27 protein-coding genes are annotated in these 26,289 nt (G+C 72.9%); 12 read left to right on the plus strand and 15 right to left on the minus strand.

Going from position 1 to position 26,289, the window contains the following annotated elements:
* Positions 1 to 113: 113 nt before the first annotated feature.
* From HW130_RS24140 to HW130_RS24165, 6 genes are all read right to left on the minus strand, one after another.
* Positions 114 to 1,925, minus strand: coding sequence for a hypothetical protein (locus HW130_RS24140; RefSeq protein WP_177151781.1), 1,812 nt, complete (start codon positions 1,923 to 1,925; stop codon positions 114 to 116).
* A complete protein-coding gene (locus tag HW130_RS24145) occupies positions 1,922 to 2,983 on the minus strand; it encodes an ATP-binding protein (protein WP_177151782.1) in 1,062 nt (353 codons plus the stop codon). Before HW130_RS24145 ends, HW130_RS24140 begins: the two co-directional genes overlap by 4 nt.
* 128 nt (positions 2,984 to 3,111) lie before the next feature.
* A complete protein-coding gene (gene msrB / locus HW130_RS24150) occupies positions 3,112 to 3,519 on the minus strand; it encodes a peptide-methionine (R)-S-oxide reductase MsrB (RefSeq protein WP_177151783.1) in 408 nt (135 codons plus the stop codon).
* Positions 3,520 to 3,530: 11 nt separating this feature from the next.
* Positions 3,531 to 4,925: a UDP-N-acetylmuramate--L-alanine ligase gene (gene murC, locus HW130_RS24155; protein WP_177151784.1), complete on the minus strand. Its 1,395-nt coding sequence runs from the start codon at positions 4,923 to 4,925 to the stop codon at positions 3,531 to 3,533.
* Positions 4,926 to 4,997: 72 nt separating this feature from the next.
* Positions 4,998 to 5,468 carry an indole-3-glycerol phosphate synthase gene (locus HW130_RS24160; protein WP_177151785.1) on the minus strand — a complete coding sequence of 157 codons (471 nt, stop codon included), beginning with the start codon at positions 5,466 to 5,468 and terminating at the stop codon, positions 4,998 to 5,000.
* Between the two features lie 238 nt (positions 5,469 to 5,706).
* Entirely contained in the window at positions 5,707 to 6,489 is a 783-nt protein-coding gene (locus HW130_RS24165) for a pyrimidine reductase family protein (protein ID WP_177151786.1), read from the minus strand.
* Here HW130_RS24165 and zapE point away from each other — a divergent pair.
* The 4 genes from zapE (at position 6,488) to HW130_RS24185 (ending at position 10,710) form a co-directional block, all read left to right on the plus strand.
* The gene (gene zapE, locus HW130_RS24170; RefSeq protein WP_177151787.1) at positions 6,488 to 7,606 is read left to right on the plus strand and encodes a cell division protein ZapE; all 1,119 of its coding nucleotides are present in this window, start codon (positions 6,488 to 6,490) and stop codon (positions 7,604 to 7,606) included. The genes HW130_RS24165 and zapE overlap by 2 nt on opposite strands.
* 36 nt (positions 7,607 to 7,642) lie before the next feature.
* A complete protein-coding gene (locus HW130_RS24175) occupies positions 7,643 to 8,071 on the plus strand; it encodes an OsmC family peroxiredoxin (protein ID WP_177151788.1) in 429 nt (142 codons plus the stop codon).
* Positions 8,072 to 8,179: 108 nt separating this feature from the next.
* Positions 8,180 to 9,538 (plus strand): alkaline phosphatase PhoX, encoded by a 1,359-nt coding sequence (locus tag HW130_RS24180; protein ID WP_177151789.1) that lies wholly within the window; start codon positions 8,180 to 8,182, stop codon positions 9,536 to 9,538.
* 266 nt (positions 9,539 to 9,804) lie between these two features.
* Positions 9,805 to 10,710, plus strand: a complete 906-nt coding sequence (locus HW130_RS24185; protein ID WP_177151790.1) for a PPK2 family polyphosphate kinase — start codon at positions 9,805 to 9,807, stop codon at positions 10,708 to 10,710.
* Positions 10,711 to 10,732: 22 nt separating this feature from the next.
* Here the strand turns inward: HW130_RS24185 and HW130_RS24190 are convergent, their stop codons facing one another.
* Positions 10,733 to 11,146, minus strand: a complete 414-nt coding sequence (locus tag HW130_RS24190; protein WP_177151791.1) for an organic hydroperoxide resistance protein — start codon at positions 11,144 to 11,146, stop codon at positions 10,733 to 10,735.
* A 124-nt stretch (positions 11,147 to 11,270) separates the two neighbouring features.
* Here HW130_RS24190 and HW130_RS24195 point away from each other — a divergent pair, with 124 nt between their 5' ends.
* Complete coding sequence (locus HW130_RS24195) at positions 11,271 to 11,798, plus strand: MarR family winged helix-turn-helix transcriptional regulator (RefSeq protein ID WP_177151792.1); 528 nt, start codon at positions 11,271 to 11,273, stop codon at positions 11,796 to 11,798.
* 63 nt (positions 11,799 to 11,861) lie between these two features.
* Here the strand turns inward: HW130_RS24195 and HW130_RS24200 are convergent, their stop codons facing one another.
* Positions 11,862 to 13,214 (minus strand): S1 family peptidase, encoded by a 1,353-nt coding sequence (locus HW130_RS24200; RefSeq protein WP_177151793.1) that lies wholly within the window; start codon positions 13,212 to 13,214, stop codon positions 11,862 to 11,864.
* A gap of 141 nt (positions 13,215 to 13,355) precedes the next feature.
* Entirely contained in the window at positions 13,356 to 13,868 is a 513-nt protein-coding gene (locus HW130_RS24205; protein WP_177151794.1) for a cupin domain-containing protein, read from the minus strand.
* A 141-nt stretch (positions 13,869 to 14,009) separates the two neighbouring features.
* On the opposite strand from HW130_RS24205, the gene HW130_RS24210 reads away from it, so the two are divergent.
* On the plus strand, positions 14,010 to 14,948 hold the full coding sequence (locus HW130_RS24210) for a polysaccharide deacetylase family protein (protein WP_375256579.1): 939 nt from the start codon (positions 14,010 to 14,012) through the stop codon (positions 14,946 to 14,948).
* 19 nt (positions 14,949 to 14,967) lie between these two features.
* On the opposite strand, the gene HW130_RS24215 is transcribed toward HW130_RS24210, so the two are convergent.
* The 4 genes from HW130_RS24215 to HW130_RS24230 are packed head-to-tail and all read right to left on the minus strand — an operon-like array spanning position 14,968 to position 17,650.
* Entirely contained in the window at positions 14,968 to 15,171 is a 204-nt protein-coding gene (locus HW130_RS24215; RefSeq protein WP_177151795.1) for a hypothetical protein, read from the minus strand.
* Positions 15,172 to 15,216: 45 nt separating this feature from the next.
* The gene (locus tag HW130_RS24220) at positions 15,217 to 15,909 is read right to left on the minus strand and encodes an ABC transporter (RefSeq protein WP_177151796.1); all 693 of its coding nucleotides are present in this window, start codon (positions 15,907 to 15,909) and stop codon (positions 15,217 to 15,219) included.
* The gene (locus HW130_RS24225) at positions 15,906 to 16,928 is read right to left on the minus strand and encodes an ATP-binding cassette domain-containing protein (RefSeq protein ID WP_375256580.1); all 1,023 of its coding nucleotides are present in this window, start codon (positions 16,926 to 16,928) and stop codon (positions 15,906 to 15,908) included. The genes HW130_RS24220 and HW130_RS24225 overlap by 4 nt, the downstream gene beginning before the upstream one ends.
* Before the next feature lie 44 nt (positions 16,929 to 16,972).
* Positions 16,973 to 17,650: an AIM24 family protein gene (locus HW130_RS24230; RefSeq protein ID WP_177151797.1), complete on the minus strand. Its 678-nt coding sequence runs from the start codon at positions 17,648 to 17,650 to the stop codon at positions 16,973 to 16,975.
* 80 nt (positions 17,651 to 17,730) lie between these two features.
* On the opposite strand from HW130_RS24230, the gene HW130_RS24235 reads away from it, so the two are divergent.
* The 6 genes from HW130_RS24235 to HW130_RS24260 all read left to right on the plus strand — a co-directional run bounded on the left by HW130_RS24235 (position 17,731) and on the right by HW130_RS24260 (position 24,497).
* Entirely contained in the window at positions 17,731 to 18,465 is a 735-nt protein-coding gene (locus tag HW130_RS24235) for a peptidyl-tRNA hydrolase (RefSeq protein WP_177151798.1), read from the plus strand.
* Positions 18,466 to 18,615: 150 nt separating this feature from the next.
* Positions 18,616 to 19,389: a DUF4142 domain-containing protein gene (locus HW130_RS24240; protein ID WP_177151799.1), complete on the plus strand. Its 774-nt coding sequence runs from the start codon at positions 18,616 to 18,618 to the stop codon at positions 19,387 to 19,389.
* A gap of 130 nt (positions 19,390 to 19,519) precedes the next feature.
* Positions 19,520 to 20,869 (plus strand): DUF692 domain-containing protein, encoded by a 1,350-nt coding sequence (locus HW130_RS24245; RefSeq protein ID WP_177151800.1) that lies wholly within the window; start codon positions 19,520 to 19,522, stop codon positions 20,867 to 20,869.
* 5 nt (positions 20,870 to 20,874) lie between these two features.
* On the plus strand, positions 20,875 to 21,861 hold the full coding sequence (locus HW130_RS24250) for a TIGR04222 domain-containing membrane protein (RefSeq protein ID WP_177151801.1): 987 nt from the start codon (positions 20,875 to 20,877) through the stop codon (positions 21,859 to 21,861).
* A 72-nt stretch (positions 21,862 to 21,933) separates the two neighbouring features.
* Positions 21,934 to 22,758, plus strand: a complete 825-nt coding sequence (locus HW130_RS24255; protein ID WP_177151802.1) for a TIGR04222 domain-containing membrane protein — start codon at positions 21,934 to 21,936, stop codon at positions 22,756 to 22,758.
* 119 nt (positions 22,759 to 22,877) lie between these two features.
* The gene (locus HW130_RS24260) at positions 22,878 to 24,497 is read left to right on the plus strand and encodes an alpha/beta hydrolase (protein ID WP_177151803.1); all 1,620 of its coding nucleotides are present in this window, start codon (positions 22,878 to 22,880) and stop codon (positions 24,495 to 24,497) included.
* Between the two features lie 417 nt (positions 24,498 to 24,914).
* Here the strand turns inward: HW130_RS24260 and hemQ are convergent, their stop codons facing one another.
* Positions 24,915 to 25,628, minus strand: coding sequence for a hydrogen peroxide-dependent heme synthase (hemQ, locus tag HW130_RS24265; protein ID WP_177151804.1), 714 nt, complete (start codon positions 25,626 to 25,628; stop codon positions 24,915 to 24,917).
* A gap of 4 nt (positions 25,629 to 25,632) precedes the next feature.
* On the minus strand, positions 25,633 to 26,289 hold a 657-nt coding region (locus HW130_RS24270; protein ID WP_177151805.1), incomplete at its 5' end, for an NAD(P)/FAD-dependent oxidoreductase.

The following is a 26,289-nucleotide window of genomic DNA, read 5'->3' on the forward strand; positions in this document are numbered from 1 at the left end:
TGCGGCGCTCAGGGTCGCCCCCGAACTGCCCGGGCCTGCGAAGTGGGCGGAGCTGTCCGTCGTTTGCGGCTGGTGACAGCGTTCTGTGAACTGAAACGGTCAGGTCGCCCGCGTCACGTCAGCCGGAAGACCGGGCCGCGGGGCGTGAACGGCAGTGACGCGCCCTGCGGGATCAGGAAGGCGTGCTCGCGGCGGATGCGCAGCGTGTCGCACCATCCGTCGGTGATGACCAGGACCGGGGCATTCGCCGGGAAGTCGTCGGCGCGGTGGATCAGGTCGATGCCCGGCTGGAGTACCGTCCCGCCGCGCCCGCGGACCCGTACCCGGCCGGCGATCTCCGCCGGGGGAACGTACCCGGCGTCGTATGCCGCCGCGTCGCAGAAGACGACGCGGGCGGCCGGGACGTCACGGGCCTCGGCGTACGAGGCGATCGCGCCGAGAGCCTTGCCGAGCAGGGCGCTGTTCATCGAGCCGGACGTATCGAGGACGACACCGAAGGTGCAGCGGGGCGTCTCCTCGGACGGGAAGTACCGTCCGGCGCGCGGGATGTCGGGGGTGGACGCCTGTCGGCGGGCCGGGCGCGCATAGGACCGCACGGGCTCGGGCCGAGGCACGTACTCGTCGAACCAGCGGGCCAGTTGCGCGTCCCACGGCACGGGCGGGTGGGCAAGGGCGCGGATCTCCTGGACGAGACCGGCGGGCAGCAGACCGCGCTCGCCGTACTGGTGCAGGTCGAAGCCCTGCACCAGGCCGCGCCGGTAGAAGTCGTCCAGGTCGGCGTAGGGGCGGGCGTCCGGGTGCGGCAGCGGCTCGCCGAGGATGTCGCCGGCGCCCTTGCCGCGCAGGGTCGCCAGTCGGCGACGGCGGCGCAGGTCGGTGGCGATGCGGTCGTATACCTCCTCCACCGACAGGTCCTTGAGGTCGGGGTCGTACAGCAGCCCCTCGGGCATCTCGCCGACACGCATCTGGACCAGCCAGCCGTTGACGACGAAGTCGGCGGCGACGTTGAAGAGCACCGGCTCGCGCGCGCCGCGGCGTTCGCCGTGGCGCAGGGCGGCGTGCAGCATCTCGTGCGCCAGGATGAAGCGCCACTCCTCGTCGGTGAAGGTGCGCAGCGGATTGATGTAGATCTCGCCCGCGACGGAGCTGACGGCGGCGATGGAGATGTCCTGCGTGCGGGCGAGTTCGGCGTCGGCGACGACCGTGAGGCCGGCCGCCAGGCCGCCGAGCAGGGGGTACGAGGAGACGAACCAGTTCAGGGCACGGTCCCAGGGCCGCTGGGGCACGCGCTCGCCGGTGACGCGGTCGCGTCGGCCGCCCGCCACGTCCATGGCGGCGGAGACACTGCGGGTGAGCGCGTGGGCGAAGGCGGTCTCCCAGTCGGGCGGGGCGGTGTTCCACATCTGCCAGGGCACCAGGACCTGGTCGGGGTGGTCGCCCGCGGTGCCGCACCGCTCGTAGGCGGCGGGGATGCCGTCGCGGCGCCAGCGGGCGGCGAGCATCGCCTCGTCGCCGCCCGGATACGTCTCGGGGAGGTGGCCGGGAGGGCGCCCCACCGGGAAGGTGAGCAGGAAGCGGTTGACCACCGTGCAGCGTGCGGCCCGCTCGAAGCGGTCGGGCTGCTCGCGCCGTGTGCCCTTGGCTGCGGGCACGTGCCCGAACCCGAGGTGCAGCAGGCAGTGCGCGAGGGTCCAGGCCCAGTCGTCCGGTTCGGCACGCCGGGTGGGATGGACGTGGACGACGCCGTTGGAGTCCACGGCCGCAAGTCCCCCGGCAGGCGTGGCGGCGCACTTGCCCTGCCGGCAGAACTCGGCCTCGACGGCGGCGAAGGCCGGGTTCCGCTTGACCATGGCGAGCCCGGCGGCGAACGCCTCGGTGGCCGGGTCGGGCTTGCCGCCCTGCTGCCCCGCGGCGGCCCTCTTCATCGCCGGGCCTCCACCAGCCGCGGCATGTCGCGGGCGGCCTCGACGAGGAACCAGGAGGGGAGCACCGGCTGCCCGTCGGTGTCGTCCGCGATGACGGTCTGCGCGACCTCGACGGAGATCTCGGCGAGCTGCACGAGCAGCGACTTGGCCCGGTAGGCGGTCTGCCGCATCGACGGCGACACGTGCTCCTTCTGCCGCGGCAGCTCCTTCACCAGCCGCCCCCGGAACGCCTCGGCCAGGTAGTAGAGCAAATCCCGGTCCTGAAGGCGGTTGGGCCAGGAGGCGTCGCCCTTGAGGATCGCCTCGATGCCGAAGGTGTGGCGCACGATCTTGGCGTAGCCGCAGAAGGAGACGGCGTGTGCGGGGGTGAGGGTGCCGTGGGCGACGACCTTGAGGGTGTCCTCGTCGATGCCCGGACCGAAGGAGTGCAGGGCGTCGGAGAGCATGTGCCAGGAGCGGGGCGTGGAGAACGGCTCCTCGGTCTTGGGCGGCTGCGACCAGAGATGGTCGGGGCGGTCGGTGAGGTAGTCCGTCACCCAGGGGTGGATGCCGTGTTCGCCCGCCCATACCAGCCAGTCCGCCGACGACGCCTGGAGATGCACATGGGTGAGGCGGTTCACCAGGGCCGACGCGATGGGCCGCGCGAGCGCGTTGTCGGTGGCGCGGTTCCCCGCGCCGATGACGATCGAGCCGGCGGGCAGCTCGTACGACCCGATGCGCCGGTCGAGGATCAGCGAGTAGAACGCCTTCTGGACATCGGGGGACGCGGCGTTGAGCTCGTCGAGGAAGAGGCAGTACGGCTCGTCGCGGGCGATGGCCTCGGGCGGGCAGAACACGGACCGCCCGTCACGGATCTGCGGCACCCCGATCAGGTCCTCGGGCGCCAGCTGCGTCCCGAGCAGACTCACGCACTCCAGCCCGAGCGATTCGGCGAACCTCCGCACGAGCGACGACTTCCCGATCCCGGGCGCGCCCCACAGGAAGACGGGCCGCACGGTGGCGAGCCCGAGCAGCAGTTCGGGAACCTGGGCGGGGGTGACGGTGACGGCGGCCTGCACGCGGAAGTGTTCCTTCGGTTCGCGGGGACGGGAACGGGCCCGCCCAGTCTGGGCGGGCCCGGCAGTCGGCGCAGCCGATTTTTCTCCCAGTCAGTGCCGCGACCGGCGATGTCCGCCGGGAAGGGGCACTAGTCCGCGTCCGGCTCCAGTCGCAGCGAGATCGAGTTGATGCAGTACCGCTGGTCCGTGGGCGTCGGGTAGCCCTCGCCCTCGAAGACGTGGCCCAGGTGGGAGCCGCAGCGGGCGCAGCGGACCTCCGTGCGGACCATGCCGTGGGTGCGGTCCTCGATCAGTTCGACCGCGTCCGTGTCCTTGGGGTCGTAGAAGGACGGCCAGCCGCAGTGGGACTCGAACTTCGTGTCCGAGCGGAACAGTTCCGCCCCGCACGCCCGGCAGGAATACGTGCCGACCGTCTTCGTGTCCGTGTACTCACCGACGAACGCGGGCTCGGTCCCGGCCTGGCGCAGGACCGCGTACTCCGCGGGGCTCAGCTCCGCCCGCCACTGCTCGTCCGGCTTCTCGACCTCGTACGACATCAACCGCTCCCTCAGCTCGACAGGCGGGCCAGGATCTCCGGACCGAGGTCCGTCACGTCACCCGCGCCCATCGTGAGAACGAGATCGCCGGGCTTCGCCATTCCCGCGATCACCTCCGGGACGGCCGCCTTGTCGTGGACGGCCGTCACCTCGGCGCCGGCGGTGCGCGCGGCCTCGATGATCAGCTCGCTGGTGATGCCGGGGATCGGGTCCTCACGGGCCGGGTAGATGTCGAGGACCACCGAGGCGTCGGCCAGCGCGAGGGCCTGGCCCATCTCCGTGCCCAGCTCCTGGGTGCGGGAGAACAGGTGGGGCTGGAAGACGACGACCAGGCGCGAGTCGGCGGCCGCCCCGCGCATGGCCTCCAGGTCGGCGGTCATCTCCGTCGGGTGGTGGGCGTAGGAGTCGATGACCTGGACGCCGGCGGCCTCGCCCTTGGGCTGGAGGCGGCGCTTGACGCCGGTGTACTTGCCGAGGGCGGAGGCCAGGTTGTGCGCCGGGATGCCGAGGGCGACGCCGGCGGCGAGCGCGGCCACCGCGTTGTGCGCGTAGTGACGGCCGGGGACGGAGACGGTGAAGGTGAGGAGGCGGCCCTCCAGCAGGACGGTGACCTCGCTGGTCAGACCGCGCGGGGTGACCTTGTGGATGCGGACGTCCGCGTCCTCGGACTCCCCGTAGGTGACGACCTTCAGCGAGGACGCGTCGCGGACGCGGGAGGCCAGCTCGACGGCGCCGGGCTGGTCGGCCGCGACGACCAGCGTGCCGCCGGGAACGACCTTGCCGACGAACGTCTCGAAGGACTCGTAGATCTCGTCCATCGACGCGTAGTTGGCGTGGTGGTCGAGCTCGACGTTGAGGACGATCGCGACCTCGGGGTCGTACTTCTGGAAGCTGCGGTCGCTCTCGTCGGCCTCGGCGACGAAGATCTCGCCCTCGCCGTGCCGGGCGTTGGTGCCCGGGCCCTCGAGGTCGCCGCCGATGGCGTACGAGGGGTCCAGGCCCAGCTCGGTCAGGGCCACGGCCAGCATGGACGTGGTCGTCGTCTTGCCGTGCGTGCCCGCCACGGCGATCGAGCGCAGCCCGGTCATCAGGGAGGCGAGCGCGTCGGAGCGGTGCACGACCGGAACGGACAGCTCGGCGGCGCGCGCGAGCTCCGGGTTGTCGGCGCGGATGGCGCTGGAGACGACGACGCAGCTGGCGTCGGAGGCCAGGTGCTCGGCGGCGTGGCCGATGTGCACGGTCGCGCCCAGCGCCCGCAGGGACTCGGCGGTCGCGGACTCCTTGGCGTCGCTGCCCGCGACCTTCGCGCCGCGCTGGGCGAGAATCTTCGCGATCCCCGACATGCCTGCTCCGCCGATGCCGATGAAGTGCGGGCGCTCCATGGCGCTGGGAACGGCGGGTGCCATGTGTCTGTCTCCCGGGGTGTGCGTACACGTGCAGGGGCCCACCCTATTGCCTGCGGGCGGCACCCCGGTCCGCTACTTGCTGTGCGCGAAGAGCTTGAGCACCGGCACGCCCACCTTGTGCCGGGCACGGGAGGCCCAGTCACGGTGGAAGAACTCCTCCACGTAGTGCGGCTCGGTCAGCACGATCACCTCGTCCGCGCCGGCCTCGTCGACGACGGCCTTCAGCTTGTCCAGCGGGTGGTCCTCGACGACCTGGCCCACGGCCTCGCAGCCCGCGGCGCGCAAAGCGGCCAGGGAGTGTTCGAGGCCGCGCTGGGCCGGGGCCTTGGCCGCCTCGCCCTCCGGCTCCTCGCCCTCCCGGACGGCCTCCTTCAGCTCTCCGAGCGCGACGTCGTCGATGGCGCGCAGGAGCACGTCGGCCTGGTCACCGCGCGGCTGCATCAGCACGATGAAAGAGACGGCCTCGTCCCCGTGCAGGGTGGTGACGAACTCCACGTCCTCCGAGGTCAGGGGCTTCTCGATCATCAATACGCTTGTGAACACGTTCAGGAGCCCTTCTGCGGAAACCATCCTTCCCCCGCGGCAGCACGGGGTCTGCGAGATAAGTGTGCCCCTCGGGAGCTAAGCGGAACGACAAATTCCGCGATTGTCACCGCCGAGCGTGCGCCACCGGCGCGCGACGGCCGCCCTCGCGCCCCCGCCACCACCGGCTGCGCCGACTACGGCTGCCCGCCCGGGGCGCGGCGCAGTTCGGCCCGGTCGGGACGGACCGGAACGGCCCCTACACCTTCCGGTACCGGGTGAAGAGGAAGCCCGCCTCCTCCAGGACCGACGCCAGGGCGAAGCGGGCCGGGTCCGGGAGCGCCGGGCCGCCGGCGATGCGCTGGGCGTCGCCCACCGTCATCGTCGGCGACACCGTCAGGCACAGCTCGTCCAGGACGCCGGCCGCCGCGAACTGGCCCAGCATCCGGGGTCCGCCCTCGGTCAGCAGCCGCACCAGGCCGCGCTCGGCGAGTGCCCGCACGGCCCTCGCGGGCTCGACACCCGGTCCGTCGCCCGCGACGACGACCTCCGCCCCTGCCCTCTCCGCGTCCCTGATCCGGTCCGGGGAAGCGGCGGCGCCGGTCAGGACGAGCGTGGGCACCAGCGGTTCTGTGAACAGCGGCAGGGAGAAGTCGAGACCGAGCGAGGCGCTGACCACGACGATCGCGGGCGCGCGCCCCTGGCCGGCCGCGGCCCTGCGGTCGGCGAAGGCCGCCCGGGCACGGGCGGGCCGGTAGCCCTCGAGCCGTACGGTCTCCGCGCCGACGACGACGGCGTCGGCGAGACCCCGCAGGGTGCCGAAGATCCGCATGTCCGCGTCGGAGGAGATGGGCTGCGAGCGGCCGTCGTGCTGGGCCGCGCCGTCGAGCGAGGAGACCATGTTCGCCCGCAGCCAGGCGCCCTTCCGCTCCTCGCCGGTGGGGTACGCATAGGCGTCGGCCAACTCGTCGAGCGACCACTCCCGGTCTTCCCGGACGTCGGCGGGCGGTGTCTGGTCGGTCACAGGGAACAGGCGTCGCATGCTGTGCAGTCTTACATGGCCCTTACAGTTGGGTACTGTGCCGACCAGCCCGATAACCGAAGCCGCCGCGCCCCTGTCGCTCTGCGCCCGCAAGCCGCACGTCCCCGCCGACCGTCTGGTCGCCGAGATGGTGCCGCCGCCGCGCTTCGACGCGGTGCGCTTCGACACGTACGTCCCCGATCCCCAGCAGCCGAGCCAGGTCGAGGCCGTCAAGGTGCTGAGCGACTTCGCGTCCGGCCTCGGCGGTGCGCACGCCGCGGGCGGCGGCAAGCGGCGCTGGTTCTCCAGGACCCCCAAGAACGCGGCGCCCGCCGCGCCGCGCGGGGTCTATCTCGACGGCGGCTACGGCGTCGGCAAGACCCACCTCCTCGCCTCGCTCTGGCACGCCACCCCCGCCGAACCCGCGCTCAAGGCCTTCGGCACGTTCGTCGAGCTCACGAACCTGGTCGGCGCGCTCGGCTTCCAGCAGACCGTCCGGACCCTCAGCGGACACCGGCTGCTGTGCATCGACGAATTCGAGCTCGACGACCCGGGCGACACCGTCCTCGTCTCCACGCTGCTCGGCAAGCTGGTCGACGCGGGCGTCGCGCTCGCCGCGACCTCGAACACGCTGCCCGGAAAGCTCGGCGAGGGCCGGTTCGCCGCCGCCGACTTCCTGCGTGAGATCCAGGGCCTGTCCGCGCACTTCCGCCCGCTGCGGATCGACGGCGAGGACTACCGTCACCGCGGCCTGCCCGAAGCCCCTCCCCCGTACTCCGACGAGCAGGTCACCAAGGCCGCGTACGCGACCGAGGACGCCTCCCTCGACGACTTCCCGCAGCTGCTGGAGCACCTGGCCAGGGTTCACCCGAGCCGCTACGGCGCGCTGACCGACGGGGTGCGGGCGGTGTGCCTCACCGACGTCCAGCCGGTGCCCGACCAGTCGACCGCGCTGCGGCTCGTCGTCCTCGCCGACCGGCTGTACGACCGGGAGGTCCCGGTGCTCGCCTCGGGCCTGCCGTTCGACAGGCTGTTCAGTGACGAGATGCTGAACGGCGGCTACCGGAAGAAGTACTTCCGGGCGATCTCCCGGCTCACCGCACTGGCGCGGGACGCGAAGGCCTTGGTGGCGCAGTAGGTTGGGGCGGTAAAACCCGATCTGAAGGGAACCATCATGGCCACCACGCGTCAGGCCCACACCGTCTGGGAAGGCAGCCTGCTCGACGGCAAGGGCGTCGTCAGCCTGGACTCCTCCGGCATCGGCGAGTACCCCGTCTCCTGGGCGGCGCGCACCGAGCCGCCCGCCAGCGGCCGGACGAGCCCCGAGGAACTGATCGCGGCCGCCCACTCCAGCTGCTTCTCGATGGCCCTCTCGCACGCCCTCGCCGGCGCGGGCACCCCGCCGGCCCGCCTGGAGACGAAGGCCGACGTCACCTTCCAGCCGGGCGAGGGCATCACCGGCATCCACCTGACCGTCGTGGGCACGGTCCCCGGCCTGGACCAGGCCGCCTTCGCCAAGGCCGCCGAGGACGCCAAGGCGAACTGCCCGGTGAGCCAGGCGCTGACGGGCACGACCATCACGCTCACCGCCGAGCTGGGCTGAGCAGGAGCACCACGAGGCACAGTGGCCCGCATGGTTACGCGACGACCGTCTGCGTGATACACACATGCGGGTCACATCTCCTGTCCGCCAACAGAGAGTTGCTGCCTCATGACCGCTTCACGACGTCAAGTTCTGGCCGGTGCCGGTGCGGTCGGCGCGGGTATCGCGTTCACCGGTGCGTTCTCCGAACTCTTCGCGGGCACCGCCGCCGCCCGCGGTCACGGCGGGTACGGCCCGCTCGTGCCGGACCCGAACGGCCTGCTCGATCTGCCGAGAGGCTTCCGCTACAAGGTCCTGTCCCGGGAGGGCGACCCGCTGAGCCACGAGCAGGGCCGGGTGCCGAGCAACCACGACGGCATGGCGGCCTTCGCCGGCCGCCGCGGCCGCGTCCACCTCGTCCGCAACCACGAGAACCGGCACAACGCCCGGATCCCCGTGCCGACCGTCAGCGGCCTGACCTACGACCCGATGGGCAAGGGAGGCTGTACGGCGCTGGAGCTGGACGGCCGCAACAACGTCGTGTCGCAGCAGGTCGCCATCGCCGGCACCGCCGTCAACTGCGCGGGCGGACCCACTCCTTGGGGCACCTGGCTCACCTGCGAGGAGACCGAGGACAGGGCCGGCACCAACGGCTACACCAAGGACCACGGCTTCATCTTCGAGGTCGACGGCGCCGACCCCCGCCGCACGGGTGCCGTGCCGCTCACCGCGATGGGCCGCTTCCAGCACGAGGCGATCGCCATCGACCCGTCGAGCGGGATCGTGTACGAGACGGAGGACGCCTTCCAGCGCCCGTTCGGCCTCTTCTACCGCTTTCTGCCCGACAAGCCGATGGGCGGCACCGGTTCGCTGCGGGCGGGCGGTGAGCTTCAGGCGATGCGGGTGCCGGGCGTGCCCGATCTGTCGGGGATCCAGGAGACCGGGGCACGCTTCGACGGGATCGAGTGGGTGCCCGTACCGGACAGCCAGGCGAAGCAGACGCCGATCCGGCTCCAGGACTTCGGCCCCCGGGGCATCACCCACGCCCAGAAGCTGGAGGGGTGCTACTGGGGCGGCAACTCGGTCTACTTCGTGTCCAGCTTCGCGCGCAGCGCGGAGGGGTCGGCGGCAGACCACTACGGACAGGTGTGGAAGTACGAACCCGGACGGCGGCGCCTCACCCTGGTGATCGTCTTCGGCCCGGACACCGACGTCCGACTGCCGGGCGAGTCCCCCGACAACATCTGCCTCGCGCCGAGCGGCGGCCTGATGGTGTGCGAGGACGGCGACGGCGCGCAGCACGTGTACGGGCTCACCCAGCGCGGCGAGGTGTATCCGATGGCACGGAACGCGCAGAACACCGGCACCCCGGAGGAGCCCGAGTGGGGTGAGTTCGCGGGCGTCGCGTTCTCGCCGGACGGCGGCACGATGTACGTGAACTGCTACACGCCGGGCACGACGTTCGCGGTCACCGGCCCCTGGCGCTGACCGGACCCGTCCCGGCGCCCGCGGGCGCGGCACCGCTGCATGCGGCGCCGCCCCGCGGGTGTTCCCGTCCCGGCAGAGGCGACGTCCGCCCGGCGGGCGCTCCGCCCCCGGGCGTTCCGCGTCTCGTGGGCGTTCCGCGTCTCGCGGGCGTCCCCGCGTGCGTTTTCGTCCCGCGGGCATGCCGGTCCCCGTGGGCGCCGCGCTCGCGGCGGCGGGCGTCGCGTCGCACGATCGTGGGAGACGCACGGACGCGGAAGGGGCACGCGGTGGCCAAGGACGACGCGAAAAAGCAGCGCGGGCGGACCGCCGGGACCGACGAGCCGCAACAGCCCGTCGCGCTGAGCGAGCTGCTGCGAATCGCGCCGGGCGACCGTGTCGACCTGTCCCGCCACGACCCGTCCGCCACCCCGGGCGGCCCGCCCGACAAGGCGGCCGGCCTGGCGGCGACCGCCCTGATGGGCCCGCGCCTCGCCGATCTCCAGGAACGGCTGTACGCGGCGGCCACCGCGGGCGACCGCCGCCGCCTGCTGCTGGTGCTCCAGGGCATGGACACCAGCGGCAAGGGCGGCACGCTGAACCATGTCGTGGGCCTGTTCAACCCGGTGGGCTGCCGTATCAAGGCCTTCAAGGCGCCGACGCCGGAGGAGCGCGGCCAGCCCTTCCTGTGGCGTATCAGCCGGGCACTGCCGCACCCCGGCGAGATCGGCATCTTCGACCGCTCGCACTACGAGGACGTGCTGATCGCCCGCGTGCGCGAGCTCGTCCCCCGCGAGCGGCTCACCCGCCGCTACGGGCAGATCAACCGCTTCGAGAACGAGCTCGCCGAGGACGGCGTCACTCTGGTCAAGGCCTTCCTGCACATCGGCTTCGACGAGCAGCGCCGCCGCCTGCTGAAGCGGATCGACAACCCCGCCAAGCACTGGAAGTTCAACCCGGGCGACCTGGAGGAACGGGCCCTGTGGCCCGCCTACCAGGAGGCGTACGAGATCGCCCTGGAACGGTGCTCGACGCAGGCGGCGCCCTGGTTCGTCGTGCCGGCCGACCGCAAGTGGTACCGCAACTGGGCGGTCAGCAGGCTCCTGCTGGAACACCTCGAAGCCATGGACCCGCGGTTCCCTGCGGGCGGCTTCGACGCGGCGAAGTGCCGCGAGTGGCTGCTGGCCGGGACCTGAGCGCGCCCTTGCGGACCGGTGGTCACTCGATGACGAGCTCGACCGGCAGGTTGCCGCGGGTGGCCTTGGAGTACGGGCAGTACGCGTGCGTCTTCTCCAGCAGCTCGCGGCCCGCCTCGCCCTGGAGGTGGTCGGGGAGCTCGACGCGCATGATCACGGAGAGGCCGAAGCCGCCGTCGGTGTCCTTGCCGATGGAGACCTCGGCGGTCACCGAGGCGTCCTTGACGTCGATCTTCTCCTGGCGGCCGATGGCGCCCATCGCGCTGGCGAAGCAGGCGGCGTAGCCCGCGGCGAAGAGCTGCTCGGGGTTGGTGCCCTGCCCGTTGCCGCCGAGGGCCGCGGGGAACGCGAGCGGCAGGTCGATCTGGCCGTCCGAACTGACGGCGCGGCCTTCGCGGCCGTTGGCGGTGGCGACAGCGGTGTAGAGCGCGTCCATGAGTCCATCCCTCTTCGTCCGGTGATGCGGTGGCGGTCCGCCGTGGAGCGGGCCGCCCCACTAATAAAGCACACGATTAAGTTGCGCACAACTCAATGGTCCGCAGCTTGGTACTCTGGGACGCATGGACGGACGCGACGAACGCACCCAGAACACGACACTGCGCGATGTGGCGGACGAGGACTTCCTGCGCCTCGACCACCAGATCTGCTTCTCGCTGCACGCCGCGGCGCGCGCGTTCAACGGCATCTACCGCTCGGCCCTGAAGGACCTGGGCCTCACCTACCCCCAGTACCTGGTGATGCTGGTCCTCTGGGAGCACGGGGAACTGCCCGTCAAGCAGATCGGCGAGCATCTGCGCCTCGACTCGGGCACGCTGTCCCCACTGCTCAAGCGCCTGGAGGCGACGGGGTATGTGGAGCGCCGGCGCGGTGTGGCGGACGAGCGTTCCGTGACGGCACGGCCCACCGCCGAGGGCGAGGCACTGCGCAACCGGGCACTGGGCGTGCCGCGCAGGATCGCGGAGGCCACGGGCCTGTCGCTCGACCGGGTGCGGGCGCTGCGCGCGGAGCTGGACGCGCTGACTGCGACGCTGGACACGGCGGGCAGCGGCGCCGGCGACTGCGCCACCGTCGGGCCGGAGACGGACTGAGGGCGGCGGAGCTCCGGGGGCCGGAAGGCCGCCGGAACTCCGCCGCCCCTGTGCCGGGTGCGGTCAGCCCTGCCGACGGGCGAACCCGTCCTCGCCGCCGTCCTGCGCGTCGCCGGCGCCGTTGCCCGCGCCCGCGTCGTTCGCGTCTCCGGCGTCCTGCGCGCCGCCGCCGTCACCGGCACCCGCGCCCGGGTCACCGGCACCCGCGTCGTTCGCGCCTCCGGCGTCCTGCGCACCGCCGCCGTCACCGGCACCCGCACCCGGGTCACCGGCGCCCGCGCCGTCACCGCCCCCGGCGCCGCCCGCGCCCGAGCCGATCTGCGCGCCGACCGCGGCGAGCGCCGTCGTCACCGGCTGGAAGAACGTCTCGCCGCCCGACGTGCAGTCGCCGCTGCCGCCCGATGTCAGGCCGATCGCGAGTCCTTCGCGGGTGAACATCGCTCCGCCGCTGTCGCCCGGCTCCGCGCAGACGTCGGTCTGGATCAGCCCGGTGACCGTGCCCTCGGGGTAGTTCACGGTCGCGTTCAGCCCCGTGACCTGGCCGTCGTCGAGGCCGGTGGTGCTTCCCATGCGGAACACCTGCTGACCCACCGCCGCGTCGCCCACGCCCACGATGTCCAGCGTCTGGCCGTTCCCGAGGTCGACCGTGCTCGGCGCCTGCGTCGCCGGGTCGTCGTACGTGACCAGCGCGAAGTCGCCGTCGCCGGGGAACGTCGCGGCCTGGACCGTGCCGATGGGAGCGCCGTTGGCGTCCTCGGACCACTGCTCGGCGGCCACACCGCAGTGGCCCGCCGTGAGGAAGCCCGGCGCACCGTCCTGCGTGGTCACGTTGAAGCCGAGGGAACAGCGCGCGCCGCCGCCGAAGACGGCGTCGCCGCCTTCCAGGAAGGTCCTGAACTCGCCCGCCGACTTCTTGATACGGGCCGTGCCGGAGCCCAGCGACCCGACGGCCGACTCCAGCTTGTCCCAGCGTGCGCCGAGAACGGTGCGGTCGGCGGTGACCAGGATCTGGTTGGTCCTCGGGTCGACGGCCCAAGCCGTGCCGGGGATGGTGGCCTGCGCGGCGAGTGTGCTCGCCGCGGCTTTCAGCTCGCCCATGCTGTTCTCGACGCTTCTGGCCACGGCGCCGGTCTCGTTGACCTGGTCCATCGCGTCGTCGTCACCGACGACATTGACGACGAGCTGCTTCTTTCCCGCGTCGTAGTAGGCGCCCGCGTACGCGTCGCCCAGTTCGGGGCCCAGCCGCGACAGCAGGTCCTGGGCGGAAGCGGCGCTCATCGCCCTGGGGGCCGCGTCGGCGCCGGAATCCGACTGCGACGCGTTGGCGTGCGGCAGCAGGACGGCCGCCGCGGCGATGCCCACCGCCCCGGCTCCTGCAAGCACGGCCTTTCGCTTGGGTATTCGCCTGTGACTCAACTCGCTGCCTCCTGCGGGGGGTACGGAATCCGGTTGCCGGAGGGAACCGGGGGACGCGTCCGACCCTTGATACGGAGGAGGCGGGCGTTGTGCTCATCGACGGCCGTCGGTGAAGGGCCCATTCCGCACACCGACGAGGCGTCAGACTCCTTCCGCCGACGGCAGTTCGGTGCCGCAGCGGCTGCAGTACCGTGCGCCGATGTCCTCGGCGGGACGGTCGCAGCCGGGGCAGATCCGGTGGAGCAGGCAGGCGGACTCGCCGCCCTCCGCGGCCCGGCGGGGAGTGCCGGCCTCCGCCGGCCTGATGGAGAGACCGGGCCGCCGCCGGTGCGCCGTCACGTACACGAGCCCGTCCGGCCCGGCGGCGAGGGCGCGCTCGGTGCCGTGGGGCAGCCAGGCCACGCAGCCGGGCCCGAGCCGCTGGGCCTCGTCGCCGACGGTGAGTTCGCCGCTCCCGGCGAGCACACACAGCAGGACGTCCAGGTCGGGCTCGACATGGCGCGCGACGCTGTCGCCGGGCAGGACGCGAATGACGTTGGCGTCCAGCTGGCGTGCGGCCGGATCCAGCCGCCACACGGCGCCGCCCCGGCCTTCCGGCACGGCGAGCAGGTCCTGCATGGTGGCGAGCACACCGGCCGTGAGGGGCGGGGTCATGCCATTCCTCCTGAACGAGATCCGCGCAGCGGACCGTGGAACGAGCCGGACGCATCATTGCACGGTGCAACGGACAGGGCCGAACACTCTGCCGTGAAAGCAACCCTGACGCAGGACCCTTCCCGACGGCCCATCGGGCCGATGATCATATATTTTCCGCCAGTGACCACTTCTGCACGAAGATATGCGGCCACGGCCGCCTTGGGTGCCGTACTTGCCGGATGCGGCAGCGACCCCGATACCTCCCCCGGCGCCGATCCCCACGCCGCCGTGCTCGGGGCGTCTCCCTCCCCCACCGCTTCCGGCCAGGACGCCGCGTCGCCCCAGCCGGGCAACCCCCGCGAACCGGGCGCACTGCAGCGGCCGAAGGCGCCGACCCTCGCCCCCGGGCCGCACGGGCTGACCCCCGTCTTCCGGCGTGCGGCGGCCCCGGCCGCCACGGCCCCCAAGACCGTCGCGCTCACCTTCGACGCGGACATGACAGCCGATCAGGGCCCGCGCGCCGCACGGGGCGAGCGCTTCGACAACCCGGGGCTCATCGCGGCGCTGCGCGCGCTGAAGGTTCCCGCCACCGTCTTCATGACCGGCCGCTGGGCCGAGGAGTACCCCGCGCAGGCGAGGGCCATCGGCACGGACCCGCTCTTCGAGACCGCCAACCACTCCTACAGCCACCATGCCTTCACGCCCGACTGCTACGGGCTCCCGGCCGTCGCCGCCAAGGACATGCGGGCGGACGTGGAACGCGCGTTCACGGCGTTCGCGAAGGCCGGGGTGCGCAACGCGGTGCCGTACTTCCGCTTCCCCGGCGGCTGCTACGACGACGGCGCGCTGCGCGCGATCGCGCCCGCCGAGGTCACCGCGGTGCAGTGGGACGTCGTCAGCGGCGACGCCTTCGCGACCGACGCGGACGCCGTCGCCGAGCAGGTCCTCGCCGGCGTGCGGCCGGGATCGCTCGTGGTCATGCACTGCACGCGCAGCGCGGCGCCGGTCACCGAGGAGGCGGTGCGCCGGATCGTCCCCGAGCTGCGCCGCCGCGGGTACCGCTTCGTGAAGGTCTCGGACCTGATGCGCCCCTCGTAGCGCGTCCGCCCGCCCCGGGTCAGCCGGAGCAGGCCGACTTCTCGGCCTCTCGCCACTCGCAGACGGGGCACAGCGGAGCGCCCTTGACGGACGCGGGGTACTCGGTCGGCTCGCGGCACAGCACGCACTCGGCGAACTCCTCGCCGGGTGCCGCGTCCGCGGCACCTCCGGCGGCGGTGCCGGAGTCGGCCGGGGTCTCGCAGTACGGCTCGTGCTCGTCCATACGTACGACTGTAGTCCGCGGCCGGGGGCGACGCGGGCCCTTGTCCTAGGCCGCCGCGGCTCCCCCGTCCGCACCCCGCAGGGAGCACAGCAGGCAGGTGATCGCGGCCGCAGCGGCCGCGATCAGCGCCGCGGCCAGGAGGGCGGACACCGGCAGGTGGACCGTTCCCGTCCGCGAGCCGGTGACGAGGACGCTCACCGCGTGCTGGGCGGGTGAGCCGGTGGTCACCAGGGCCAGCAGCGCCGCCGTCGCGGTGGCCAGCAGCGACCAGCCGCGCGCGTGCAGCACGGGACGGGTGCACAGCGCGCCCACCGCAGCGCCGACCAGGACGCTCACCGCGCACGCGAGCAGCCCGGCGGCCACGGCGGGCAGCAGGGGGACCACGACCCTGTGGTCGGCGCTCCTCGCGTCGCTGATCAGCGCGACGACCCCGGTCGCCACGGCGCCGATCGCCCCCGCCCAGGCCACGGCGGCGAGCAGGGCCGACAGGTGTACCCGCGGCGGACCCGCGGCGGCGACCGTGACGGCGCGCGCGGCGGGCGGCTCCTGGGTGGCGCAGACACGCACCAGCCAAGCGGTGACCGGCAGGAGCGCGGCGGCCGTCCAGCCGAGCGCGTCGAGCACCGGCCTGCCGCCCTGCACGCCGACGGTCAAGGTGATGCCGTAGAGCAGTACGGGCGGCAGCCAGCGCTGGGAGCGCAGCAGGAGAGCGGCCTGATAGCCGAAGAGAGCGGTCATGGTGTGCCGTGCCCCGTGGTCGTGTGCGTGCGGGTGGCCTCTTCGCCGGACGCGCCGCGACCCGCCACCCCCGAGACACGGCCCGGCTCCTCGTCCGGCCCGGACCGTGCGGGGGCGCCCGCGAGCAGGCCGTCGGGCGCGGCGACGCCGTCGGCCTCGTCGCCGGGACCACCCGGCGTCCCCGCGGCATGGCCCACCTGGTCTCCCGTGGCGGCGGCCGGCGTCGGAGCGGGCGTGTTCGGAGGGTCGAGCCGGCGGATGTGCCACGGCGGCCGGGACGTCAGCAGCGCCCGGAGCAGGGCGTCCGAGTGCGCGGCGGAGACGGAGAACACCGTGGCGCCGTCCTGGCCCGGGGCGCTGTCGGGCGCGCCGGGCAGGTCCCCGGGCGCCGCCGCGCCCGGCGGCCCCACCGCCACGATCCGGGTGCGAGGCCCCGGCGGCCCGTCGGCGGACCGCGGTACGACCGGCGCCAGCCGGCCCTCCCGTACGGCGTGGACGGCATCGACCGCGCCCGCCAGCCGGCGCGGATCGTGGTCGACGAACACGACCGCCGCCCCCGCCACGACAAGCTCGGCGACCGCCCGGTCGAGTTCCTGTCGGGCCGCCGCGTCCAGTCCGGTCCACGCCTCGTCGAGCACCAGCAGCTCCGGCCCGGCGAGGAGCGCCTGGGCGACGGCGACCTTCTGGCTGGTGCCCTTGGACAGCTCACCGAGCGGCGTACGGGCATGGCCCGCGGCGCCGAAGCGCTCCAGCCACTCCGCCGCGGCAGCCGAAGCCGCCCTCCGGCCGAGACCGTGGATCCGTCCGAGGTGGACCAGGTAACCGTGTGCGGTGAACGGCAGCGCGGCCGGGAACCGTTCGGGTACGTACGCCGTGCGCGGCCGGTCCGTGACGCGGCCCTCGGTCGGTGCGTCGATACCGGCGAGCAGCCTGAGCAGTGTCGATTTGCCGCTGCCGTTGGCGCCTTCGACACGGACCAGGGTGCGCGGGGCGAGGTCGAGGTCGACGCCGCGCAGCACCCACGGACCGCCGAGGCCGTAACGTCGGCCGACTCCTTGCAGCCTCAGCTCTGCGCCGCCTTCTGCGGAGTGGCCTCGCTGGGCCTGACGATCACGAACCCCTCGCCCTCCAGCTTCAACTGGACCGCCTCGCCCGAACCTCCGCGGATCATCGATCCGATGGACTGCGAGCGGTGCAGCGAGGTGCTCAGGTGGGCGCTCCAGCCGACGACCGCGTCCGTGTCCACGAACACCGGCTGCTGGTGGGTGACGGGGATCACGATCGGGCTGCCCTCGCAGATGACCGCGAGCTTCCCGTAGCCGGTGAAGACGCTGTTGAAGATGCCGCCGCCCGTCATGCCGGCGCCCTTCACCGTCTTTATCTCGTAGGACAGGGTCGCGTCGAAGCACAGCACGTTGCGGCCGTTGACGGTCAGCGCGTCGCCCTGCTCGATGTCCACGATGAAGCAGTTGGCCGCCTCGTGCGCGAACCACGCCTCGCCCTGGCCGCGCACCGCCATCAACGGCAGGCCCTCACCCGTGACGGCTCGCTTGAGCATGCCGCCGATGCCCTGGCCCTTGCGCTCGAACTGGAGATTGCCGCGGAAGGCGATCATCGAGCCCTGGCGCGCGTGCATCTCCCCGTTGACCGCGTACTTGACCGACTTTGCGTTCTGCAACGTCATGCCCGGCACCGTCGCCTGCTGCGCCATGTTGTCGCCGTTGAAAAGATCGCTCTTCATGGGAGGCATCGTCGCCCGGAGCCACTCGTTCCGCCAACTGCCCCGAAGTCGCCCGGCGTGGCGGCTGGCACACTGATCGGGTGAGCAGCGAGAACACCGGCACCGAGGCCGCCCGGCCCGCGGACAGTCCCTTCCGGCACGAGAACCGCCTGCGCGACGCGGCACCGCAGTTCGTCCTGCCGCTGGTCGTACGGATCGAGAAGGCCGAACCGCCCGCCCGCACCGACGCGCTGGAGACAGCGGCGCGTGCCGTCCTGGAGATCCTCGGCGACGAGCGGTCCGTGGGCGAGGGCGAGTGGGCCCGGGCGATGCGGGACTGGCAGGACGCGCGTATCCGCAAGGTGGTGCGCCGGGCGCGGGGCGCGGAGTGGCGCCGGGCGTGCACGCTGCCGGGCATCTCCGTGACCGGCGAGCGGGCGGAGGTACGGGTCTTCCCGCCCGTCCCGCTCGACGGCTGGCCGAAGGAACTCGCCAAACTGCAGGTGTCCGGCACCGATCTCGACGATCCCGCGCCGCCCGCCGCCCCCGACCTCGACGGTCCGGTGCTGTGGCTGAGCCCGGACCTGGACATGTCGGCCGGCAAGGCGATGGCCCAGGCGGGCCACGGCGCCCAACTCGCCTGGTGGGAGCTCTCCGAGACGGATCGCAAAGCCTGGCGGACGGCCGGCTACCGCCTGTCGGTGCGCGCCGCCGATCCGGCACACTGGCGGGCGCTCACCGACAGCGGACTGCCGGTGGTACGCGACGCGGGGTTCACGGAGATCGCTCCGGGCTCGTGCACGGTGATCGCCGATCATCCGGCGTTGCGCGGCTGAACATCCCGGCCCCCGGATGCGTATCCCCCAGTACCGCCAAGTAGGTTGACCGGCTAGGTTCGACCGGCGGACGGCCGGTGGACTGACCGGCCAGTCAGTAGTGGGGCGGTTTCGGCTGCCGTGTCACGCATCGGCTCTGGAGGCACATTGTTGCGGCGCATCAACGGGACAGCACTCATCATCGCGGCTCTCGTCGTCACGGTCGGCGCGCTGGCGTTTCCCGTCTGGTCCTACGCCGACCGCTCCGGTACGGGACAGGCGAACCTCAACGCCTCGACCGTCGCGACACAGTGGGGCCCGCTCTCGGCGGCCGACCGCGACCTGCTGGTGAAGGTCCGGCTGGCGGGCCTGTGGGAGCTGCCCGCGGGCCAGCAGGCCATCGAGCGGGCGCCCAGCCAGGCGATCAAGGAGGCGGGCGACCACCTCATCGTCGGCCACACCGACCTGGACCGGCGGGCGCGGGACGTGGCGGCGAAGCTGGGCGTCGAACTGCCCAACCAGCCCACGGAGCAGCAGCAGGGCTGGCTGCGGGAACTGTCCGCGGCGACCGGGCAGGAGTACGAGCGCAAGTTCGCCAACCTGCTGCGCAACGCGCACGGCAAGGTCTTCTCAGCGATCGCGCAGGTCCGGCACACGACCCGCAACGCGCTGATACGCCAGCTCGCCAGCGACGCCAACCAGACGGTGCTCGACCACATCACCATGCTGGAGGCGACCGGAATGGTCGACTTCGACGCGATCGCGAACGAGGCGGCGGGCAACGCGACGGCGAGCCCGAGCGGTCCGCCCGCGCCGGACGGGAACCTGCCTCCGGCACCGGCGCCCGCGCAGCCGACCGGCGACGTGACCGTCACGTCACAGCCGTCGCCCGGGGCGCCGGGCACGGTGAACACGAACCGTCCCGAGGTGCCGCCGGCCGGGTAGGCGCCCCCGGCGGAACCTCAGATGAAGCTCTGAACGTCCCCCTCTGCGGATTCATCCGTGCCTGACGGGGCCATGACCTCTGCACATCACATGTCGGGCAGGGTCTTGTCGGGCAGCGGAGGGGGACATCATGGAACTCGGCATCGGAATCGGCTGGCGGCCGGAGATCGCGGAGACGGTGGAGCGCCTGCCCGGCGTCGACTGGGTCGAGGTCGTCGCGGAGAACGTCTGCCCCGGGCACCTGCCGGCCTCGCTGACCCGGCTGCGGGAGCGAGGCACGCGCATCGTCCCGCACGGCGTCTCGCTCGGCCTCGGGGGCGCCGACCGGCCGTCGGCGCGCCGCCTCGCCGACCTGGCGGAGCGGGCCGAGGCCCTGGACGCGCCGCTGGTGACGGAGCACATCGCGTTCGTACGGGCCGGTGGCCCGCTCACCGCGTCCCCGGTGCTGGAGGCGGGCCATCTGCTGCCGGTGCCGCGCACGTGGGACGCGCTGTCCGTGCTGTGCGAAAACGTGCGCATCGCGCAGGACTCGCTGCCGGTGCCGCTGGCGCTCGAGAACATCGCGGCGCTGATCGCGTGGCCGGACGAGGAGCTCACGGAGGGCCAGTTCCTGGCGGAGCTGGTCGAGCGGACGGGCGTCCGGCTCCTGATCGACGTCGCGAACCTGCACACGAACCGTGTGAACCGGGGCGAGGACCCCTCAGCGGCACTGGACGCGCTTCCGGTGGAGGCGATCGCGTACGTGCATGTGGCGGGCGGCGTCGAACGGGACGGCGTGTGGCACGACACCCACGCGCACCCGGTGACGCAGCCCGTCCTGGACGTGCTCGCGGACCTCCGCGCGAGGGTGTGCCCGCCGGGGGTGCTGCTGGAACGCGACGACGACTTCCCTCCGCCGAACGCCCTGTCGTCCGAGCTGTCCAGGATCCGCGAGACGCTCCGCATGACGCCCGGGCCCGCCGCGCCCGAGCGGACCGAGCCCGAGCGGACCGAGCCCGGGGACGGCGGCGCCGCCCGGGACGGCGACGCGCGCGAAGGCGTCAGCGTCTCGCCGCACAACGGCGGCGCCGTGCGGGAGCGGGTGGCGATCGCGCAGGCCGCCTTGATGTCCGCCCTGGTCGCGGGGACGCCCGCGCCCGAGGGGTTCGACCCGCGCCGGCTGCGCGTGCAGAGCAGGGCGCTCCTGGCCAAGCGGGCCGACGTCGTCGGCAAGGTCGCGCCCGAACTGCCCGGGATCCTCGGTGACGCCTACCGCACCGCGTTCCTCTCGTACGCCAGGAACCGCCCCATGCACGCCGGTTACCGGCGCGACGCGCTCGACTTCGTCGGGCACCTCCTCGCCACCGGCCGCCCCGAGGACGCCGCCGTCCGGCGACGGCTCACCCTCTGGTGGCAGGAGCGCGCCGCGCCCGAGCCCCCGCGGCGGGCCGTACGGTTCGCCCGCGCCGCGCGCGCCGCTCTCGCCGGAATCGGAAGGTGAGCCCCATGCCCCTCCTCGCCCTCGCCCTCTACCTCGCCGTCGGACTCTCCTCCGCGCTGCTGATCGTCAAGGTCTCCGCCGCCCTCCGCAGCGCCTCGCACGGCGACGCACGCATCCACGACCCCTACGAGGCCGCTTTCCTCGCGGGCGGCCCGGCCCGCGTCGCCGACGCGGCGCTCGCCGCGCTGCACACGGACGGCCGGGTCGTCGTCGGTGGTCCCGGCGTGGTCACGACGGTGCGCCAGGTCGCGCACGACCCGGTGGAGCGCGAGGTGTTCCGGGCACTGGCGACCGCTCCCAGCGGGGCGCTCCACGTCGTGCGGCAGGACGTCATGCGCAGCCCCGCCGTGCAGGAGATCGGCCACGCCCTCGCCGCCCGCGGGCTCATGACGCCTCCCCGGCAGCACAGCGGCCTCTCCACCTGGGGACTGACCCAGGGCATCCTCTGCCTCATCGGTCTGCCCCTCTCGGTCTTCGCGACCGTCGTGCAGTTCATGGACTCGGGCCACAAGCCGGTCGGTCTGCCGTTCGTCCTGACCGCGCTGCCCGCCCTGATCCCGGGCATGGTGATCGGCTTCAGCCAGGCCAACCGTGCGGGCCGTCGCGTCGCCCCCGAGGGCCGCCGCGCCCTGCGCTCCTACAGTGCCGCGCACGCCCACGCCGCCCCGGGAGTCGTCGCGTTCGTCGCCCTCCGCGGGGTGGGGGCGCTCCCCGACCCGCATCTGCGGGCCCAGTTGACCGGCGCCGCCCGGCTCGGCCGCGGCTCGCGCTCCACGGTGTCGCACGCCCCGTACGCCGGGCACGACTCCGCAGCCTGCTCAGAGCCCGTATGGTGCGCGAGTTCGGGCTCCGGCTCGGGCTGCGGGGCCGGCAGCGGCGGCTCGGGCGGTTCGGGCTGCGGCGGCTCGTCCGGCTCCAGCTGCGGAAGTTCCTCAGGTTCCAGCTGCGGAAGTTCGTCCGGTTCCAGCTGCGGATCGTCCAGCAGCTCCTGACAGGCGTCACCGGCGCGTCCATATGGCGAACAGCCTGTGGCGCGACGCCCACTCCTCGCGTAGAACTCGCCCATGCTCTGGCTCATCCTCGTCCTCCTGGCCTGGGCCGTCGCGGCCGTCAGCTGTCTGCGGCTGTGCCTGGCCGCGGCCGACGCGCCCCACCACCTGGACGAGGGAGCCGAGGAGGCCCGCGGCGAGGCCGGCGCCGATGTGTGCGGCGCGTACGAGCTCACGCTCCCCGAGGCCGCGTTCCTGGCCGGCGGCCCGCAGCGGGTCACCGAGCTGACGCTCGTGTCGATGCACCGCGGGCGCCGGCTGCTGCTGGCGCACACGGGCTGGGCGACGGTCGTGGATCCCGACGGCGAGAACGACCTGGAGCGTTCGGTCATCGGCGCGATAGGTCCTTCGGGCCAGGCCCGCACGGCGGCGGTACGGGCGGCCGTGTCCGCCGCCGATGCCGTACGCGTCCTCGCCGACCGGCTCGTCCGCGCCGGGCTCGCCGTCCCCGACAACGCCAGGATTCCCGTGGTCTCCGCGATCCGCGCCGTCCGCGCGGCGAGCGTCCTGACCGTGGTACTGGCTGCCGGGGCCGTGCTGACGCTCTCTCAGGGGCAACAGCCCGGTCCGGTCGTGGCGTGGTTCGCGCCGCCGCTCGTCATGACGCTGGGCTGTCTGGCTATAGCGCGTTTCGAGGTGCACGACTACCTCGGCTGGGCCTCGCCCGCCGGCAACCGGCTGCTCGACTCCCTCACCGACCGGGCCGCCGGACACGCCGCGTCCGGCGCAGGTGAACGTGCTCAGCTCACCATGGTCGCCGTTCACGGGGTCTGCGCACTCGACGATCCGCAGCTGCGGGCCGCGTTCGCGAACGGCCGGACAGCCGACCGGATCCGCTGATTCCGGCCATCGGGGGCCGACACGCGACACACATCGGTGCTTTACAACGTCAACCGCCCCACAAAGGATCCTTTCGTCCCGCGGCCGTCGGGCCGCCGCACGTGCACGAAGGGAACGCGATGAGAACAGTTGCGAAGTTCGGAGCCGTGGCGGGCCTCGGTTCCTTGGTCCTCACGACACTCACCGCCCCTCCGGCCGGCGCCGTCCATCCCACCGGCGGCGCCTCTCCCGCGTCCGCCGAGGCCCACGGGACCGCGGTGGCCGCCGAGCGCGCCGCGGCCGCCGGCATCGTCTTCGGCGCCTGCCCGAAGGAGGAGGGCCTGGCCGAGCCGGTCACCTGCGGCACGGTCGAGGTGCCGCTGGACTACGCGGATCCGTCGGGCCGTCAGATCACGTTGACCGTGAGCCGGGTACGGGCGAGCGGCCCGTCGGCCGAGCGGCAGGGCGCGCTCGTCTACAACCCCGGGGGCCCCGGCGCGTCCAGCATGTCCTTCCCCATGGCGGCCGAGCTGCCCGAGTGGAAGAACATCGCACGGGCATACGACATCGTGGGTTACGCGCCCCGGGGCGTGGAACGCTCCGCGCCGTTGTCCTGCCAGGACCCGGCGGACTTCGTACGGGCGCCGACCCAGGCGCCGACGCATCCCTCCCTCGCGTACAAGCAGGAGCGCATCGCGCAGGCGAAGGCATACGCGCGGGGCTGCGCGCGCAAGGCCGGTGCTGCGCTGCGCCATTACACGTCGCTCAACAACGCGCGCGACCTCGAAGTGCTGCGCGCGGCGCTCGGCGAGAAGAAGCTGACGTTCATGGGCGCGTCGTACGGCACGTACTTCGGCGCGCTGTACGCCACCCTGTTCCCGCGCCAGGTGCGCCGCATGGTGTTCGACTCGGCGGTCAACCCCGACCCGAGCAGGATCTGGTACCGCAACAACCTCGGTCAGTCGCTGGCCTTCGAGAGCCGCTGGGCCGACTTCCGTGCCTGGGTGGCCAAGCACGACGCCACGTACAAGCTGGGAGCCACTGCGCAGGAGGTCGCCCGCAGTCACGAACGGGTGCGGGCCGCGCTGGCGGCGAAGCCGGCGGGCGGCAAGGTCGGCCCGGGGCAGCTCCACGCGGCGCTGCTGAGCGTGGCCTATCACGACGACTACTGGCCGCTGCGCGCGAAGGCGCTGTCGGCGTACCTGAAGGGCGACCCGGAGCCGCTGATCGCCCAGGCCGCCCCGCAGCAGGGCACAGAGAAGGCGGCGGAGAACGCCAACGCCGTCTACACGGCGGTGGAGTGCAACGACGCCCCGTGGCCCGAGGACTGGCAGACGTGGAACCGCGACAACACCCGGCTCGCACGGATCGCGCCGTTCGAGACGTGGGACAACGCGTGGATGAACCTGCCGTGCGCGTTCTGGCAGGCGCCCCGGCAACAACCGGTGGACGTGGGCACGGCGCGGGGCGCGCTGCCCACGACGCTGATCCTGGCGGCGGAGCGGGACGCGGCGACGCCCTACGAAGGGGCGCTGGAGCTGCAGCGGCGGCTGCGCGGCTCGGTGCTGATCACGGAGGAGGACGCGGGCACGCACGGCATCGGCGGCGGGAACAACGCGTGCGTCAACGCGTACCTGGAGGACTACCTGCTGCACGGGAAGACGCCGGTGCGGCGCGCATCGTGCGCGCCGCACCCGGAGCCGGACCCGGTGTCGCTGGACCGGCACGCGGAGCAGCGGAAGCTGCCGCACGCCGTCTGATCTTCCGGGTCAGGGGTGCAGCCGGATCCGTGGCTGACCTGGGCAGGGGCCGTTGACGGTCCCTGCCGGTGGTCGGTTTCCACGGGCCCGGCCGAGGTGACCGGGTCGTGGACGACCTCGGGCAGGGGCCGTTGACGGTCCCTGCCGGTGGTCGGTTTCCACGGGCCCGGCCGAGGTGACCGGGTCGTGGACGACCTCGGGCAGGGGCCGTTGACGGTCCCTGCCGGTGGTCGGTTTCCACGGGCCCGGCCGAGGTGACCGGGTCGTGGACGACCTCGGGCAGGGGCCGTTGACGGTCCCTGCCGGTGGTCGGTTTCCACGGGCCCGGCCGAGGTGACCGGGCCCGTGAGCCCGGTCGCGGACGGCTGGGTTTCCGCGTACAACGCGGGGAAACCTCGCCGTCGGGATTCTGCGGGACTACGCGAGCCCCGCCACCAGATCCGCCACGCTCTTGCGGCGGCCCGTGTAGAAGGGGACCTCCTCGCGCACGTGCATACGGGCCTCGGACGCGCGCAGGTGGCGCATCAGGTCCACGATCCGGTACAGCTCGTCCGCCTCGAAGGCCAGGATCCACTCGTAGTCGCCGAGCGAGAACGACGCGACCGTGTTGGCGCGCACGTCCGGGTAGCCACGGGCCATCTTGCCGTGGTCGGCGAGCATCCGGCGGCGGTCCTCGTCGGGGAGCAGGTACCAGTCGTAGGAGCGCACGAAGGGGTACACCGAGACGTAGTTGCGGGGCGTCTCGTCGGCCAGGAAGGCCGGGATGTGCGACTTGTTGAACTCGGCGGGGCGGTGCAGCGCCATGTTCGACCAGACGGGCTCGAGTGCGCGGCCGAGACGGGTGCGCCGGAAGCGGTTGTACGCGTCCTGGAGCTCGTCCGCGGTCTCCGCGTGCCACCAGATCATCACGTCGGCGTCGGCACGCAGCCCGGACACGTCGTAGGTCCCGCGCACGGTGACGTCCTTGGCGGCGAGCTGGTCGAACAGCTCCTGGACCTCGTCGGCGTAGCCGGAGCGGTCCTCGGGCAGCGCATCTCGAAGCCTGAAGACGGACCACAGCGTGTACCGGATGACCTCGTTGAGGTCCTTGGCCTTCTTGCCTGCGTTCGGGATCTTTTCGGGCGCACTCATACGGCTATTGTCCCGCGTCCCGATCAGTGCCCCGCGCCAGGGTCGGCGTGGCGAGAATCTCGTCCGCCGCGCGCTGTCCGCTGCCGATGCAGGCGGGGATGCCGACCCCGTCGTAGACCGCTCCGCAGACCCGCAGGCCGGGCAGCTTGGCGATGGCGTCGCGGATGCGGGCGACCCGGGCGAGATGCCCGACGGCGTACTGGGGCAGACCGCCGGTCCAGCGGGTGACCTCGGACGCCACGGGCGCGGCCGTGAGGCCGATCGCCTCGGCGAGGTCGGTCAGGGACACGCCGACCAGCTCGGAGTCCTCGCGTTCCAGTGCCTGCTCCTCCCCGTAACGGCCGACGGAGGTGCGCAGGACGAACAGGTCGCCCGCCCTCTCGGCCACCCAGCTCCACTTGTTGGAGGAGAACGTGGACGCCTTGATCGCCCGGCCGTCCACGGGCGGGACGAGGAAGCCGCTGCCGGGCGGCGGCGAGCCGAGGTCGGCGCGCCGGAAGGCGAGGGTGACCAGGGCCATGGAGGCGTACTCGACGCGGCCGAGTTCGGCCGCCGCGGCCGGGGACTCGGCGGCCAGCAGCGCGGACGCGGACCAGGCCGGGGTGGCGAGGACGACGGCGTCGGCGGTCAGCGGCTCGCGGTCGGTGCGGATCCGCCAGCC

The sequence above is a fragment of the Streptomyces sp. PKU-EA00015 genome (assembly GCF_013387495.1).
GTDB lineage: Bacteria > Actinomycetota > Actinomycetes > Streptomycetales > Streptomycetaceae > Streptomyces.